General features: G+C 40.8%; 17 protein-coding genes. 15 read left to right on the plus strand and 2 right to left on the minus strand.

Annotated elements, in window-relative coordinates:
* Positions 1–158 precede the first annotated feature (158 nt).
* The 14 genes from HW120_RS16375 (at position 159) to HW120_RS16440 (ending at position 13,944) form a co-directional block, all read left to right on the plus strand.
* Complete coding sequence (locus HW120_RS16375; RefSeq protein WP_177735543.1) at positions 159–503, plus strand: MmcQ/YjbR family DNA-binding protein; 345 nt, start codon at positions 159–161, stop codon at positions 501–503.
* Positions 504–520: 17 nt separating this feature from the next.
* Positions 521–892, plus strand: a complete 372-nt coding sequence (locus HW120_RS16380; RefSeq protein WP_177735545.1) for a VOC family protein — start codon at positions 521–523, stop codon at positions 890–892.
* Between the two features lie 87 nt (positions 893–979).
* The gene (locus tag HW120_RS16385) at positions 980–2,242 is read left to right on the plus strand and encodes a chloride channel protein (protein ID WP_317168397.1); all 1,263 of its coding nucleotides are present in this window, start codon (positions 980–982) and stop codon (positions 2,240–2,242) included.
* Position 2,243: 1 nt separating this feature from the next.
* Complete coding sequence (locus HW120_RS16390) at positions 2,244–2,843, plus strand: HPP family protein (RefSeq protein WP_177735550.1); 600 nt, start codon at positions 2,244–2,246, stop codon at positions 2,841–2,843.
* Between the two features lie 317 nt (positions 2,844–3,160).
* Positions 3,161–3,472, plus strand: coding sequence for a hypothetical protein (locus tag HW120_RS16395; RefSeq protein WP_177735552.1), 312 nt, complete (start codon positions 3,161–3,163; stop codon positions 3,470–3,472).
* A gap of 51 nt (positions 3,473–3,523) precedes the next feature.
* Positions 3,524–3,913 (plus strand): SMU1112c/YaeR family gloxylase I-like metalloprotein, encoded by a 390-nt coding sequence (gene gloA2, locus HW120_RS16400; protein WP_177735554.1) that lies wholly within the window; start codon positions 3,524–3,526, stop codon positions 3,911–3,913.
* 76 nt (positions 3,914–3,989) lie between these two features.
* Entirely contained in the window at positions 3,990–5,219 is a 1,230-nt protein-coding gene (locus HW120_RS16405) for a T9SS type A sorting domain-containing protein (protein ID WP_177735556.1), read from the plus strand.
* 153 nt (positions 5,220–5,372) lie between these two features.
* On the plus strand, positions 5,373–5,918 hold the full coding sequence (locus tag HW120_RS16410) for an IS1096 element passenger TnpR family protein (protein WP_177735558.1): 546 nt from the start codon (positions 5,373–5,375) through the stop codon (positions 5,916–5,918).
* A gap of 217 nt (positions 5,919–6,135) precedes the next feature.
* Positions 6,136–7,194, plus strand: a complete 1,059-nt coding sequence (locus HW120_RS16415) for a nucleoid-associated protein (protein WP_177735560.1) — start codon at positions 6,136–6,138, stop codon at positions 7,192–7,194.
* A gap of 108 nt (positions 7,195–7,302) precedes the next feature.
* Positions 7,303–9,159, plus strand: coding sequence for a BamA/TamA family outer membrane protein (locus HW120_RS16420; RefSeq protein WP_177735562.1), 1,857 nt, complete (start codon positions 7,303–7,305; stop codon positions 9,157–9,159).
* A 71-nt stretch (positions 9,160–9,230) separates the two neighbouring features.
* The gene (locus tag HW120_RS16425) at positions 9,231–10,127 is read left to right on the plus strand and encodes an ABC transporter ATP-binding protein (protein ID WP_177735564.1); all 897 of its coding nucleotides are present in this window, start codon (positions 9,231–9,233) and stop codon (positions 10,125–10,127) included.
* Between the two features lie 23 nt (positions 10,128–10,150).
* Entirely contained in the window at positions 10,151–10,990 is an 840-nt protein-coding gene (locus HW120_RS16430; protein WP_177735566.1) for an ABC transporter permease, read from the plus strand.
* A 16-nt stretch (positions 10,991–11,006) separates the two neighbouring features.
* Positions 11,007–13,331 carry a T9SS type B sorting domain-containing protein gene (locus tag HW120_RS16435; protein WP_177735568.1) on the plus strand — a complete coding sequence of 775 codons (2,325 nt, stop codon included), beginning with the start codon at positions 11,007–11,009 and terminating at the stop codon, positions 13,329–13,331.
* 61 nt (positions 13,332–13,392) lie between these two features.
* Positions 13,393–13,944, plus strand: a complete 552-nt coding sequence (locus tag HW120_RS16440; RefSeq protein WP_177735570.1) for a GNAT family N-acetyltransferase — start codon at positions 13,393–13,395, stop codon at positions 13,942–13,944.
* 54 nt (positions 13,945–13,998) lie between these two features.
* Here the strand turns inward: HW120_RS16440 and HW120_RS16445 are convergent, their stop codons facing one another.
* Positions 13,999–15,519, minus strand: coding sequence for a S8 family peptidase (locus HW120_RS16445; RefSeq protein ID WP_177735572.1), 1,521 nt, complete (start codon positions 15,517–15,519; stop codon positions 13,999–14,001).
* Positions 15,520–15,698: 179 nt separating this feature from the next.
* Between HW120_RS16445 and HW120_RS16450 the strand changes: the two genes are divergently transcribed.
* Positions 15,699–16,181 carry a phosphoglycerate mutase family protein gene (locus HW120_RS16450; RefSeq protein WP_177735574.1) on the plus strand — a complete coding sequence of 161 codons (483 nt, stop codon included), beginning with the start codon at positions 15,699–15,701 and terminating at the stop codon, positions 16,179–16,181.
* Between the two features lie 64 nt (positions 16,182–16,245).
* On the opposite strand, the gene HW120_RS16455 is transcribed toward HW120_RS16450, so the two are convergent.
* On the minus strand, positions 16,246–16,935 hold the full coding sequence (locus HW120_RS16455) for an OmpW/AlkL family protein (RefSeq protein WP_177735576.1): 690 nt from the start codon (positions 16,933–16,935) through the stop codon (positions 16,246–16,248).
* Positions 16,936–16,972 lie beyond the last annotated feature (37 nt).

Genomic DNA, 16,972 nt, shown 5'->3' on the forward strand with positions numbered 1-16,972 from the left:
GTATTTTGATAGGACAAATTTGCAGCACCTGACTGCCGTATCATAAAAAAGAATACTGAATTGTAAAATATAGCGGACGAACTGTAAATTAAAATAAGACGTACTGCTCTTAAAACTGCAAAATGACGTAACTTAGCCTGAACACCTAAAAAAACAGTATGGATATTACTGAATTACAAATACTTTGCACTTCTTTTCCGGGTGTCACAGAAGACATTAAATGGGGAGATGATTTGTGTTTTCATATCGGAAACAAAATGTTTTGTGTAATTGGCCTCAATACGGTTCCGGTTACCGCATCGTTTAAAGTAACAGCCGAAGAATTTTCAGAACTCATTCATAGAAACGGAATCAAGCCGGCGCCTTATGTCGCCCGTTACAAATGGGTTTTGGTTGAAGATATTGCACTGTTATCGCCAAAAGAATGGCAGCATTATATACAGCAGTCGTATCACTTGGTCAAAGACAAACTACCGGCGAAAGTCAAAAAGGAATTGCAATAACTCAAAATAAGGTCATCATGAAAATCCCAGATCAGTATCTTCCGGTTATGCCCTATATCATTATTGAAGAAGCCGAAGCTTTTTTAAACTTTACCAAAAAAGTACTGGATGCACAGGAACAGCTTATCGTTCCAGGTGAAGGCAGCAGAACCATCATGCATGGCGAAATCAGGATTTTTGACGCCGTGATTATGTTTGCTCAGAAACCCGATGGTTTTGATGCGCGGCCCTGCGGAATGTTTATCTATATTGACAATGTGGACCTTGTTTATAAAAAGGCTATCGAAAACAAAGCCGTTTCCTTAATGCCGCCTGTACAGCAGGATTATGGTTATACTGCTGGTTTTGAAGATCCTTTCGGCAACCAGTGGTGGATTGTAAATGCCTAATTTTAACTTTTTCAATACCATTTTTAGCATCGCAATAACTACTTTTGTAAATCTAAATCAGTTTGCGAACTTCTCCCAATGAAAAAAATGTCCTTAATCAAGAAGAATCATCGCTGGATTATTCTTCAGAAATTGATTATCACCTCAGCCATAATAGGCTTTTTAAGTGCCTTATTAGGGAACACTTTAAAAAAAATAACGGAACATTATGAAGAAATTTTCTTCGCCCTGGCAAAAAACAACTGGATGTTGTACCTGCTGTTTCCGATTCTGAGTTTTTCAATCATTTATTTTTTAAGGCAAACGTTATTCAAGAAAAAGGAGAACAAGGGTATCAAGGAGATTTATGAAAGTACCGATTCCAAAACCAAAAACCTCCCGGCCTATAAAGTTTCCTCTCATTTCCTTAACGGATTAATTACCGTTATTTTTGGCGGTTCTACCGGGATTGAGGTTTCTACCGTTGTCGCTTCCGCAGCAATCGGTTCGGTGGTACAGCAAAAGGAAAATGTTTTCAAACGTTATAAAACACAGCTCATCTGCGCCGGAATTGCCTCCGGAATCACCGCTTTATTCGGCAGTCCGATAGCCGGGCTGATTTTTGCCTATGAAGTGATTTCCGGAAAGTTTTCCAGATCTTTTTTACTGACCAACGGAATTGCCGTAGCTGTTGCTTTCACCTTCACTCATTTTGTAGACAGCCAGCCCATGTTTAACATCGCAGTTTTACCCTGGCACCTGCACGCTTTGCCATACATGATTTTGTTAGGCATAATAGCCGGCGTGAATGCGGTGTATTTAAACCGCTGCGTTTTACTTTTCAAACAAAAATTTGCGACAATAGACAAACAGCATTTAAGAATTTTAATCGGTGCCGGTTTCGTCAGCTTGGCATTATTGCTGTTACCACAGTTATACGGAGAAGGATATCATGCTGTAAAGCAACTGATACACTATTCCAGCAATCTGAAATTAACACTATCCTTTGCCCTGACCTTAATTATGGTAATCCTGATCAAACCGATTGTCACTTCGCTTACTCTGGTTTCCGGTGGTGACGGCGGTGTGTTTGCGCCAAGTCTTTTTATCGGCGCCTTTTTAGGATTGCTGACCGCTTCCGTTCTGAATACTTTTTTTAATGCCGGTGTATTGCCTATCAATTTTATGGTAATCGGAATGGCGGCCATGTTGAGCGCCAGTATCCATGCACCGTTTACCGCCTTATTTTTAGTTTGTGAAGCCATAAACGATTATACGTTGTTTGTACCAATCCTGATTGTGTGCTTAATTTCAAAATATACAGCCAAACTGATTTACCCATATACTGTTTACAGTTATTCGCGAGTATAATATGCCTACAAAAAAAATAAAACGGAATTACCGCAAAGCCAAATATGTCCTTTACAAAGAGACTTTAGTCGATTTCAAGGAGCACTTTTGGGCATTTACCGGTTCATTCGTCGGATTGGGAATTATCAGCTACCTGCAATACGGTTTGTACTCCGTTCAGGATTATGTTTTCCTGATTGGTTCATTCGGTGCCTCCTGTGTACTGGTTTATGGCGTGATTCAAAGTCCGCTGGCACAACCGCGTAACCTGGTGGGCGGTCATCTTATTTCTGCCATAATTGGCGTGACCATTCAAAAACTGATCCCCGATGTGATCTGGATTGCTGCCCCGCTGGCCGTTTCCCTGTCCATTGTTTTTATGCAGATTACCAAAACACTTCATCCGCCCGGCGGTGCCACTGCCCTGATTGCAGTTACCGGATCGGCAGATATTAAAGCTCTGGGATACTGGTATGTTATTTCTCCGGTGTTAAGCGGTGCCCTGATCCTTTTGGCGGTAGCGCTGTTGTTCAATAATATGACGTCCAACAGGCAGTATCCGTCGCATCAAAAGTTTACCCATTTTAGAAAAAGGATAAAAGAGCGTTTAAAAAACAACTAGCAATATGCCGCACGTTTTAGCCACTTTAAAAAAGGTTCTTTTTGAGGATATCCGGAAGCCAGCCTGCCGGAAATGATTTACCTGCGCTAAATAGTATCGCTCCATAATTCTGAAAAAACGAGAATAAATAACAAAAAGATATCAATATTTTAATTACTGCTAAAATATTATAATTATTACATTAAATTTCTTAGTATTGCAAATACAAATATTAACTACCTAAAATTATGAAATACTTTAAATCTTTATTAGTTATCGTTGCTTTATTCGCGATAAATTCAATTTCAGCACAATCAATTTCTGATAAATGGCCTCAAATGAGAGATTACCAGGATTTATTGACTAAAACTTACCGTGATGCTTTAAAAGGTGACCTGAAGCCTATTAAAGGAAATGCTGAAACACTGGTTCAGTTTTCAGAAGCACTTAACGAATACAAATTCCCGGATCATATTGCCAGAACAGAAGAATTAGCTAATAAAATCATTGCTTTAAAAAATGATACCAAAGCGCTTAATGATATCATCAACAGCAAAGGTACAAACGATGCGATCATGAAAGCTTTCAATAAACTGAATGCGACGAACAAAGCGTTAAACGCTCCAAGTAGCAAACCAGCAAAAAAATAATAAAAAAAGCCTAGTTAACTAGGCTTTTTTTATGCTTCTAAATGACATCCCATGCTTAGCCTCAACAAAGTGCATCACATTGCCCTGATTTGTTCCGATTATAAAAGATCCAAACATTTCTACACCGAAATCCTGGGTTTAACCGTCCTGCAGGAAGTTTACAGAGCCGAACGGCAATCGTATAAACTGGATTTAGCCATCAACGGTAATTACTGCCTGGAACTCTTCTCTTTCCCGGATCCGCCGCTGCGTCCTTCCCGGCCGGAAGCCGCCGGACTGCGCCATCTTGCTTTTGAAGTAAATGACATTCACGATACCCACGAATACTTAACACAAAAAGAAATCGATTGTGAAGCGATCAGAGTCGATGAATATACCGGAAAACGCTTTTTCTTTATTGCCGATCCTGATTTACTGCCGGTTGAGTTTTACGAAAAATAAATAAAAATCCGTTTTTACCAAATTTTACATACAAAAACCTTATAATTGTAAACCAAAATTCAATAAAAACGCATTAATGAAACTAAAAATACATTTCCCGGCTGTACTGTTATTGCTGTTTTATACGGCTGTTCATGCCCAGAATGAATCCCGAAACATCCTGTTTGTCGGTAACAGCATTACTTACTTTAACGATATGCCGGTATTGTTTAAAGATATCGCTAACAATAAAGGAAAAAATGTAACCACACAAATGCATGCCGTTGGCGGTGCCGGATTTGCAGATCATGCTGCCAATGCTGCCGTGTACAATCTTTTCCGGGAAAAAGTATGGCATGCGGTAGTGCTGCAACCGGGTTCCGGAGAATCGGCCGGTGCCACTGCATCTGTAAACCAGACCATCCAAAGAGGCCGGATGCTGATCGATTCCATAAAAAAATACAGTCCCTGTGCCAAAGTACTGTTATACGAAATCCCGTATGGCGTTCCTTCCGCTAACAACTACGCAACCTATTTTACCGTTCAGACCCGCATCAAAGATTCGCTTACCAAAATGGCCGATAACCTGCACGTTCCGTTTGTTCCGGCAGGAGAAAGTGCCCGGATGCATTATACCGCCCAGCAGGATCTGCTTTTGCACGGAACGTACAATGATATCCACCCGAATCTGAACGGCTCTTATCTTGTTGCAGCAACCATGTTTGCCGCCATTTTCCAGGAACCGGTAACCGGAACCACTGCCTTTGGCAATGTAAACCCTAATACTGCGGCCAATTTTCACAATATTGCCGATCAGGTTGTGTTACCGAATAAACCGCAATGGCGCATCAATACGTTCGACCTTCACGCTAATTTTGAATACCAGCACAATAACAATACGGTACATTTCACCAATACTGCCGCAAACTTTACAGCACTCGAATGGGATTTCGGAGACGGGACGACCTCTTCCGAAAACAATCCAGTGCACCTTTTTACAAGCGGCGGACAGAAAACCGTCACCTTAAAAGCGCTTCGTAACGGTTGTGTGGAAATCATCGAAAAACAAATCGACCTGGGAACGTTAACCTCTGCTGCATTTACCACAGCCGGGCTTATGCTCTATCCCAATCCTGCCGGAACGGTACTGAACATTACCAATAATGAACCGGCTTCCGGCATTCGTATTGTGAATACTGTCGGACAGGAAATGTACCGCAATGCCCAACAGCAGCACGACTGGAAAATTGACGTTTCCGGATATGCCACCGGAATTTATTTTATAATTACCGATAATCAGGCTGTGTATAAATTTATTAAGTCGTAAACCCTTTCTTTTCCGTTTGTACCGGCTCATCCCTTTTAGCCAATAAAACACTGTAAACAAGAAACTTATAAAACTTAACTAAAAAATTATCAACACTAATTGGATTAAAAAGGATTAAACGTAACTTTGGCTTTTTAAAAAACAAAAAAGGTTATGGTTTATAAATTCAGAGTAATACTCGATGCTGAGGAAGATATATTCAGAGATATTGCGATCCTTGAAGATAATTCTTTAGAGGATTTACACAACGCTATTGTTAATGCCTTTGGCTTTGACGGAATGGAAATTGCTTCTTTTTACACTTGTGATGACGAATGGACACAGGAAGATGAAATTCCATTATTTGATACCGGAGATGTTCCCGGTGAACAAAAAACCATGGCTGATTACCCGCTTTCTTCTATTTTAGATGAAAACAGTACTAAAATCATTTACGTTTACGATTTCCTTAATATGTGGACATTCTTTGTGGAACTGGCTGCTGTTGAAGACGAAGAAAACGGTGTGACGTATCCTGATTTATTATTCGCTCACGGAGAACTTCCAACAGATGCTCCTACAAAAGATTTTAATTCGCCAATTGTATCCAACGATGATATGTATGGAGAATTTGAAGATGATTTTGACGACGAAGATTTCGACATGTTCGACGGAGACGACAGTTTCAACGATATGGGGTTTGAAGAAAACTGGAACTAATTTCACTGCGGCCTGTAAGCTTGTTTCCAAACGATAACCGGTCGCTTTCCGAAATTCGAATGCCGTTATGGCGGCATATATTATTATAACAAATCTCAATTCAGCAAAATACACAGCAAAGACGGCGGCATATTTTTTTCATGCCTCAATAAGTACGGAAATAACAACCGTTATTTTCTGACCTGATCCCGTTTGCCCTGTACCAAATTTAACAACAATGATAAACTTATTCAACACCCACATCGACAATCTTTCTATTCACAGAGTAGGAAATAAAAGCCGTAACGAAGCCATCTTTTTATCCGAAACACCTTATGGTATTGATGACGAGATCATGCCTTTACTAAAGGAATATTTCTTTAAACCATTCCGGGAAAAAGAAGAAAATTATTTTCAGTTTGCCCATGATGTTGATTTGGATTATAATGAAATGTTCAATTTTTCCAACGAGATTTTCACTAATCCGGGAAGCATACACGACGTTTCTAAAAAAATAACAAGACACTTATTTGAACAGTCCAACCACCCGCACATTAAAAACGGAGAGGTATATGTAACGTATTTAACCAATGTGTCCATCGATAACAATGTGGTGGATGCTATCGGTATTTTCAAAAGTGAGTTAAAAGCCGATTTCCTTCAGTTTGAAGAAAGAGAATCTACTCTGGAAATGATACTGCAACAAGGTATCAACCTGAACAAACTGGATAAAGGCTGTATCATTTTCAACTACAAAAAAGAAGAAGGATACAAAATCCTGACCATAGACAGCAACCGTTATGATGCGCGTTACTGGCTGGAGCATTTCCTTTCTGTAGATGCGTTTCAGGATGAAAACTTCAAGACTAAAAAATACCTGAAATTCTGCCAGGATTTTGCAAAAGAAGTAGTACTTCCGGCAGAAGACAAAAAAGAAGAGGTAATGTTCATGAACCGTTCGGTAAACTACTTCGCTAAAAATGACGAGTTTGAAGAAACCAACTTTTTAAATGAAGTAATTGACAATCCCGATTTGATTTCGGAGTTCAAAAACTACAAAGTAGACAAAGGGGAAAAATACAGTATTGAAGACCTGACCAATTTCCCGATTGCGAATGCAGCGGTTTCCGATGCCCGTAAAAAAATGAAAAACACTATCCAGCTGGATACCAACATTCAAATCAAACTGGATTTCATTAATCCGGAAAGTGCTGAAAAATTTGTAGAAAAAGGCTGGGACGAAGAAAAACAGATGTATTACTACCTTGTTTACTTCAATAAAGAACAAAAAAGCTAAAAATAAAGAGGTCGGATTCGGCCTCTTTTTTATTTCCCGCATAACAACATTCATTTTTTTTCGTTCCTAAATTTATTTTTATATCTTTAAATATAGGTTTTTCTGCAAATGTTAAAAAAAACACTCCCTATCCTATTCCTCTTTTTTGTGCTGCTGCCACAAGGTTATGCTCAGGACACAAAAACCAAAGTAGACTCTTCCAAGGCTATTTACCAGGATATTGAGAAGTTTTCCAAAAAGAAAAAATTTACCCGTTTTATACACCGGCTGATCTTCCGGCCAACCCGAAGCGTTACCACGCCCAGAAAAGAAATCAAAGCCGCACCGCCGGCTAAACCGATGTCTTACCTGCCGTTTGAAGGAAAAGTTATCCGTAAGATCAGGATTGAAACACTGGATCCTTTCGGCTATTCAGTTACCAATGAGGATGAAACGCCCAATAAATGGATTGAACGTTTTGGTAACAGGATTCACATTAAAACCAAAAACTGGACGGTTCGCAACCTGTTGCTCTTTAAAAAATATGAAACTGTCGATTCCCTTAAAATGCGGGAATCGGAACGTTTGGTTCGTCGTCAGCGGTACGTGAGAAGCGTTACGATCAAACCGGTTGCCACCAACAGCCCCGATTCTATTGACGTGGTTGTACGCGTACTCGATTCCTGGAGTTTTATCCCTACCGGAGCCTTTACCGGTTCCCAGAGCAATCTGGAAATAACCGAGCGAAACTTTTTAGGCCTCGGACATGAATTTGAGAACAACTTCAAGCAGCGTTTTTCCGATAATAAAAGTGCTTACAGTGCGAAATATACGATTCCCAATATCCGGAATACCTATATCAATACGGTATTGCGCTATGAATACGGACTGGAGGACGACTACATCAAGGGATTTGCCGTAGAACGTAGTTTTTTCTCCCCGTTAACGCGCTGGGCAGGCGGTTACAGCTTCGAACAGAACTTCCACAAGGAAGAGTTCAAAGACGGTACTTTTGATGAAAACGGTACGGCAAATACCATTTTTCAAAACTTTAAAACCGAATCCCAAAATTTCTGGGGCGGACATGCTTTCCGGATCTTTAAAGGACGTTCGGAAGACAACCGCATTACCAATCTGGTCACGACCGCCCGTTTTTACAATTCAAAATTTATTGAGAAACCCGATGTAAAATACGATTCCATCAACTATTTTGCCAATACCAAATTGTACCTCACCAGTATCGGTATCACAACCCGAAGCTTCGTACAGGAACGCTATCTGTTTAACTATGGTATTATTGAAGACGTTCCGGTTGGAAGGGTTTATTCGATCACGACCGGTATACATCAGAAAAACGGCCTTAAAAGATTGTATCTGGGATCGCGGGTATCCTTTGGCGACTACCATGATTTCGGCTTTTTAGGCACCACTGTGGAATGGGGCGGGTATTTTAACGGTTCACTGACCCAGCAGAGTGTTTTTCGTTTTGAAATCAACTATTTCACAAAACTCATCGAATACGGCAGCTGGAAATTCCGGCAGTTCATCAAACCCGAATTTATCATTGGCAGCCACCGTTTGCAAACAGACCGCGATTTGCTGACGCTTTCCGGAAACAACGGTATTCAGGGATTTGACAGTGTTGATTTTTACGGAAACCGGAAAATCCAGATGACTTTCCAAACCCAGTCCTATATGCCGGGCAGCTGGTACGGCTTCCGTTTCAGTCCCTTTGCGAACTTCTCATTCGGAATGCTGGGGGATCAGGATCACCTTTTTTCCAACCGTTTGTACTCCAAATTCGGACTGGGTGTTTTGATCAGTAACGACTACCTTGTTTTTAACAGCTTTCAGCTGTCGTTTGCCTTTTACCCAAGTATTCCGGGTGCCGGCGACAATATTTTCAAAACCAATTCTTTTAAGAATAATGATTTTGGACTGCAGAATTTCCAGATCGGAAATCCTTCAGTAATTCCTTACCAATAATATCTTACTTTTTTAAGTAACAAATTGCAAAGTGCCTCGTCTTATCTCTAATCAATCAAAAAAGCACCATTTTGGAAACAATACTTACCATTGAAAATTTAGACAAACGCTACGGCAGTGTACATGCTGTTAAAAACGTTTCTTTCAAAATTAAAAAGGGAAATGTTTACGGCATTTTAGGACCTAACGGCAGCGGAAAATCCACAACCCTGGGAATCATCCTGAATGTTGTTAACAAAACCTCCGGCAGCTACAAATGGTTTGACGGAAAATTAGATACGCACCACGCATTAAAAAAAGTAGGCGCTATAATCGAACGTCCGAACTTCTATCCGTACCTGACCGCTGAAGAAAACCTGAAACTGGTTTGCAAGATAAAAGACATTCATTATGACAAGGTAAAAGAAAAGCTGGAAGTCGTGGGACTACTGGAGCGAAAAGACAGCAAATTCAGAACGTTCTCTCTGGGTATGAAACAGCGGCTTGCCATTGCTTCGGCCTTATTGAACGATCCGGAAATCCTGATCCTGGACGAACCGACAAACGGATTGGATCCGCAGGGAATCCGCCAGATCAGGGATATTATCAAATTTATTGCCGCTAACGGCACCACTATTCTCTTAGCCTCTCACCTTTTGGACGAAGTGGAAAAAGTATGTTCGCATGTAGTAGTCCTTCGCAAAGGGGAAATACTATATACCGGAACGGTTGACGGAATTATTTCCAATGAAGGCTTTTTCGAATTACAGTCTGAAAACAACAGCACATTAAAACTTGTTTTAGAAAAAATTGATGCCGTTGAAAAAATTGATGAAGAAGACGGAAAACTTTTTGTTTACCTGAAAGCTCCGCTGGAAGCTTCGGCACTTAACCAGCATTTATTTCAAAACAACATTGTACTGAACCACCTGGTTAAACGCAAACACAGTCTTGAAGAACAGTTTTTACAACTAACCAGCAACCGTTAATCATCAATCAACAAATCAACATTATGAAACGTCTTTTAGATATCGAACTTCAAAAACTATGGAAAAATAAAGCCAGCAGGGTTTTAATATTGTGCTACTTTATTCTGCTTTCCTTTATAGCCCTGATTGCTACGATAAAATTTGAATTTGGGAATTTCAAATTGCATATTGCCGAACAGGGTATTTTTAATTTCCCTTATATCTGGCACTTCAACACCTGGATTGCCTCCATTTTAAAGCTGTTTTTAGCCATTGTAATCGTTTCCATGATGGCAAACGAATACAGCTACGGTACGTTAAAACAAAACCTCATCGATGGTTTAAGCAAAAAAGAATTCATCAAATCCAAATTCCTGACCGTACTGCTTTTTGCTTTCGGCTCCACTGTTTTTGTGTTTGTACTGTCGCTTATTTTGGGATACAGCTATTCTTCCTACAATGAGTTTAGCATTGTTTTTTCAGACATGGAATACCTTTTTGCCTATTTCATCCGGTTGACCGCTTTCTTTTCTTTCTGTTTATTCTTAGGAATACTGGTAAAACGTTCCGCTTTTGCCTTGGGTTTCCTGCTGGTTTGGAGCATCATCGAATCCATAGCGATTGGGTTAATGCGATGGCAAATCTTTAAGGGTACCGATATTTACGAAAAAGTAAGCCGTTTTTTCCCGTTGGAATCCATGAGCAACCTGATCAAAGAACCGTTTACCAGGCTTTCCGTAATCAACCAGTTAGGAGCAACAATAAGCGGGGCAAATCTTGAAAAAGACTATAGCGTGCAAATCGGCGACATTATCATTGTGATTACCTGGACCGTTATTTTTATGTTAATGTCCTATAAAATTCTGAAAAAACGAGATTTATAGTATCTTTGCGGTTACTATGCATGTATATATAAACCGCTACTTAACAGCACTTTTACTGTTGTTTTCAACAACAATTTTTGCTCAATATATTCAGGTAACTGAAAATTACACAGACGACCAGTTAGTCCGGGACAAGCTTTTTAACAGTTCTTGTGCCCAGGTATCCAATATTTCCATAAACGGTTACACGTTTAATGACGGAAAAAAAAGTTACGGCTATTTCCAGGGAGTCAATGGTTTCCCGTTCAATGACGGTATTATCATTACTACCGGAAAAGCAGTTTCGGCTGTTGGCCCCAATGCTTCTATTCTGAGCGAAGGGCCTTCCGGTTGGGCAGGCGATCAGGATCTGGAGCAGGCTATTGGCGAAAACAACACGATTAATGCTACGGTATTGGAATTTGATTTTATTCCGATTTCCAATAAAATGAGTTTCGACTATGTTTTTGCATCCGAACAGTATTTAACCAGCCCGAGTCCGAATCAATGTAATTATTCCGATGGTTTTGCTTTCCTGTTAAAAGAAACCGGAGCCCAGCAATACCAGAACTTAGCGGTTGTACCGGGTACCAGTATTCCGGTAAAAGTAACCACCGTTCGCGGTCCGGGAACCATTTGCCCGGAAGCCAATGCCCAGTATTTTGGCGGCTTCAACCAGGTACAGAGTCCTACTAACTACAACGGCCAGACAGCAACCCTAAGAGCGGAAGCAACCGTAATTCCCGGAAACACCTATCACATCAAGCTTGTAATAGCCGATCAGGGAAATCAATACTATGACTCGGCTATCTTCCTGAAAGGCGGTAGTTTTAATATTGAAACCGATTTGGGTCCGGATCGCTTAATCGCAACCGGAAATCCGGTTTGTCACGGTGAAAATGTCACTATAGATGCAACCCAAACCGGAGTAAACGCTTACCAGTGGTATACCGTTCAGAATAATGTTGCAACCATCATTCCCGGAGCAACCAACCCTACTTATACCGTAACGCAGCCGGGAACATACCGCGTGGAAACAGCCATTACAACAGCAGGCGGCAACTGTACTTCCAGCAGCCAGATTGTCATTGAATATACCGATCCGTTAACCCCGAATAATGCCACTTTAATACAATGTGACGATGCTACCCAGAACGGTATCACAAAATTCAATTTAACGCTTGCCGATAACGATATTAAAAGCACTATTGCTGCGGGAACAACCACATCCATAAATTATTACCCTACGCTTCAGGATGCCCAGAATTTAACCGGGTTAATTGCTAATCCTACGGCATATCAGAATACTACAGCCAATACCGATACAGTTACAGCACGAATTATCAGCCAGTATAACTGCGTGGCTTATGCCACTGTAACGCTACAGGTAGCGAACAATACAATTGCAACCTTACCGCCACAAAAACAATGTGATAACGATGGTACCCTGGACGGCAGAACCGCTTTCGACCTGAATGCCATAACGCCATTATTTACAGGATTACCGGCCGGTGCCAATGTTCAGTATTTTGCAACCATAGACAATGCCTTGTCTGTTACCAGCCCGTTAAGCTCCCCATACATCAATACCACTCCGAATCAGCAGGTTATTTATGCCCGCGTGGTTAACGGTTCCGACTGTTACGGTATTTCACCGGTAACCTTAGTTGTAAACAGTTTTAACGGTGCCAATATTCAGAATGAAACAAAAACCATCTGTCCGGGCGGTACCGTAATATTAAGTGCTCCGGCAGGATTTACATACGAATGGAATACAAATCCGGTAAAAACTACCCAGACAATCACGGTAGACCAGACAGGAAGTTATGCCGTTAAAATCACCAATGCCGACGGTTGCAGTGTTACCAAGACCTTTACCGTGGCGGCCTCTGCTCCGGCAACGATACTTTCAATAACGGTAAATGACTTTAATTTCAACCAGAATTCGGCAACAGTTAACTACCAGGGACCGGGTTCTTATGAATTTTCATTAGATAATGCTACTTTCCAGAGTTCGCCTACATTTACCAATCTTGAACCCGGAGAATATATCGTATATATAAAAGACACCAAAGGATGTGCTACCGTAAATAAAACATTCTTTGTTTTAGACTATCCCCGTTTCTTCACACCCAATGGTGATGGTTATAACGACGTATGGCGAATTCCGTACCTGAGCCGGTATCCGAATGCCAAAGTGGCTATTTTTGACCGATACGGCAAGCTGTTGTATTTCTTTAAAGGCGGCGGCGGCTGGAATGGAGTGTATAACGGACGGGATCTTCCTTCGACCGATTACTGGTTTACAATTACATTCGATACCGGAAGAGTTGTTAAAGGACATTTTTCGATGTTACGCTAAAAAAATTGTCCAAACGAGCCTGTTTTTTACTAATTTTAGTTCCAATTTAAATTCGTTTAATATGCTCGATTTGAACTTTTCCCCTTTCCCGATACTGGAAACGGAACGATTACGATTGCGACAAATCACAGAACAAGATGGCCAGGAGATGTTCCTGCTTCGTTCCAACCCGGAAACCATGCAATATATCCCCCGGGAATTGCCTAAAAATATTGATGATGCCATTGCGCATATTCAATATATGGAAGAATTGCGGCTAACCAACGAATGTCTGAACTGGGCCATTACGCTAAAAGGCGAGGATAAAGTTATTGGTCTGATCGGATACTTCCGTCCGCAGCCGGAAAACCACAGAGCAGAAATAGGTTATATGCTTTCACCGGATCATCAGCGAAAAGGGATCATTCAGGAAGCCTTGACAAAAGCAATTACCTATGGCTTTGACGACTTGAAACTGCATTCCATTATTGCCATTACCGATACGGAAAACGATGCCTCCTGGAAACTGCTTGAAAAGAACAACTTTGTAAGAGAAGGTCATTTCAGGGAAGACACTTATTGGAACGGACGTTTTTCAGACAGTTATATTTATGCATTACGCAATAAATCATAAACAAAAAACCATCATAAGTATATGATGGTTTTTTTATGGATATTGTTTCTTTTGTTATTGTACTGCTAACTGTGCATTGATATTACCATAGCCGAAATTAGCATTTTTAGTCGGATAGAAACTGGAAGACTGTTTCATTTTATTCAGTACCTGATCTCTTGTCCAGCCCGGGTTTTTAGCCCAGACCAAAGCCGCGATACCCGCTGTAGTTGCTGTTGCTACCGAAGAACCGCCCACATAATTAGCCTGATTGTTATAATAGCTCAATACCGGAACATTGTTGTTTGTTCCTGTTCGTTCCATTACAATGGTAAAATCGATTTTACCACCTTTATGACACACATCACACTCCTGAACCGTTTGCCCTTCTTTCACTCCGGTTACGGCAACTGCTTCATTCATGGAAGCCGGGAAAATAACGCCTGCAAAATTGGTAAAACTCGTGGAAGTTCCTCCGGCACAGAAAATAAGTTTGCCTTTGCCATAGGCATATTTCACACCGTCTTCAATTTTTCCAATGGAAATAATATGCCCCATAGACATGGAAATGATTTTCACATTACTGTTATTGCCTAATGCTGTAAAGGCTAATTTCACGCCTTCCTGCTCATGATAACCGTCCAGGACCACATTCGATGCCGCGCGGTACACGATCAGGCTGGAATTATAGGCTACACCCACCGGTAAACCACTGTTGTTTCTGGGTGCTGTGGCAACAGAGGCCATACTGGTTCCGTGACCACACTGATCGTCCGGACCGTCAAATCCTGTAGACCATGGCCAAACCGAATCCACATAAACGCCAAAACGCTGTACTGTTCTTCCGGAAGAATAGCCGGTATTAAAGCTGCTGCCCATTAAAGTCTGCTGTGGCGACAATCCGGTATCCACCACACCAATGGTAACACCACTTCCGGTACTGTAACTCCAGGCACCCGGAATATTGTGTTTGTAAAAATTCCACGGCACTCTTGCATTGGGAGCAATCGTAGTATAATCGGCTGTAGCGATCGTAGCCGAAGCAAATCCGCATCCGGAACTGGAACTCACTTCTGCGCCATAAACCGGACGTTCCTGTGCCGCATCAAAATAACGGTAATTCGCCGGTTCGATATAGCGTATATTCGCTTCTTTTAGTAAAGCCTCCAGTGTTTCTCTTTTTTTGATAACCACATCAATCTGGTTCAGATCGGCATCTTCTTTAATAATTGTTTCCCGCTCCGAACGTTTTTCAGAGTCCAGAATAATATTTTTTAAACGTGTTTTGATCTCTTTTCCTTTTTTGGAGGTCTGTCCGACGAAATCATCGGCATTTTCGCCAAAACCAATGGTAACCATATTATCGCCTCTGATTATAGCACTCCACAATAACTGATAGCCGCCATCTTTCCAGTGGAAGCTTCCTTTGGTACTGCTGATGGCATCAATCCGGGAATTGATCACTGCCCTCGACAGCGTGTCTTTTTGAAAGGTTAGCAAACTTTCGTCCTGTGCTGTAGAACTGGTTTCGTCCCTGGAACAGGCGGTAAAAATGATCATGCCTAATAAAGCTAACTTAAAATAGTTTTTTTTCATTATTCATTAGATTTAAGGGTTACATTTTCTAAAAATAACAATAATTTTAACACAAACACTATTGAAATGTAACAATTTTTACCAAAAAAGCATCTTAATCCAATAAAAGCTCGCGCTTTGTGAGGTTTCAACAGGCGGCACTCCTAAAATAATGCTACCTTTAACCAAAATTCGAAACCATGAAAAAACTATTCCTTTTTCTTGTATTATGCATCGTTCAGACCGGTTTTTCGCAGGATAATCCCACGACCTACTTTTTGATCCGGCATGCCGAAAAGGTCGATAATTCCAAAGATCCGGATTTATCGGAAGCCGGCAGGGAAAGAGCATTGGCCTGGCGTGCTATTTTTTCGGATATTCCGTTTAACGCCGTGTACAGTTCTGATTTTAAACGAACCAGACAGACGGCCGCACCAACGGCGGAAAAGAACAAAACGACCATCCGGGTATACGACCACAAGAACGTGGACATTGAAAAGTTTAAACAGGAAACAAAAGGCAAAACCGTTTTAGTTGTCGGCCACAGCAATTCCATACCCAATTTTGTAAACCTGCTGATCGGGGAGCAAAAATATACGGAAATTGACGAAACCATTTTTGGCAACCTTTATATGGTAACCTTGTTAAACGGTAAGGTAACACATTCCCTTCTGAAATTATAAAAAAGAAGAAGACTGCCGTATGGCAGTCTTCTTGATCAAAAAACCAACTATTATATCCCGGATATTAGAACTTCATTCCAACCCCTAATCCCAATATCCAAGGATTAATTTTTACATCTGCCGGAATACTCAGCCCTGGTGCCAGGTTTGAAGCATCAACCGTTACGTCCGTTTTCAGGAACAAACGTTTTACATCGGCATTTATGAAGAAAGTATCATCAAGCATCAGGTCAAAACCAGCCTGAACCGCATACCCTAATGCATTATCATATTTTACATCTTTTACAGTATTTCCTTCTTTTACATCATAGAAGAACGTATAGTTCAATCCTGCTCCTACATAAGGTTTGAATACTTTTTCGCCCAATGGGAAAAAGTGATACTGAACAGTCAAAGTAGGTGGCAGTAAACGAACAGAACCCAAATCGACATCTGCTTTAGTCGGACCGCCAACAGCTGAAATATCCGAACCTACTGTATGTACATCGTGTTTTGTAGTTCCTAAAATCAATTCTACAGCAATATTTTTAGTAAAGAAATATGAGAAATCCAGCTCCGGAACGATCGTATTGGAAAGCGAAACATCCCCTCCGATAATACCAATATCTGCACTTTCATTTGGCACTACTCCGATACCTCTAAGTCTAACCTGCCATTTTTTAAAATCTTGCTGTGTGTTTTCTTTTTCCTGTGCCTGCATAAAGTTTACACCAAGAAAAGTAAAGATAATTGCTAAAAAAGTTATTTTTTTCATTTCAGTGATTGTTTAATATTTACAAGACAAAATTAGC

The sequence above is a fragment of the Flavobacterium inviolabile genome (assembly GCF_013389455.1).
Classification (GTDB): Bacteria; Bacteroidota; Bacteroidia; order Flavobacteriales; family Flavobacteriaceae; genus Flavobacterium; species Flavobacterium inviolabile.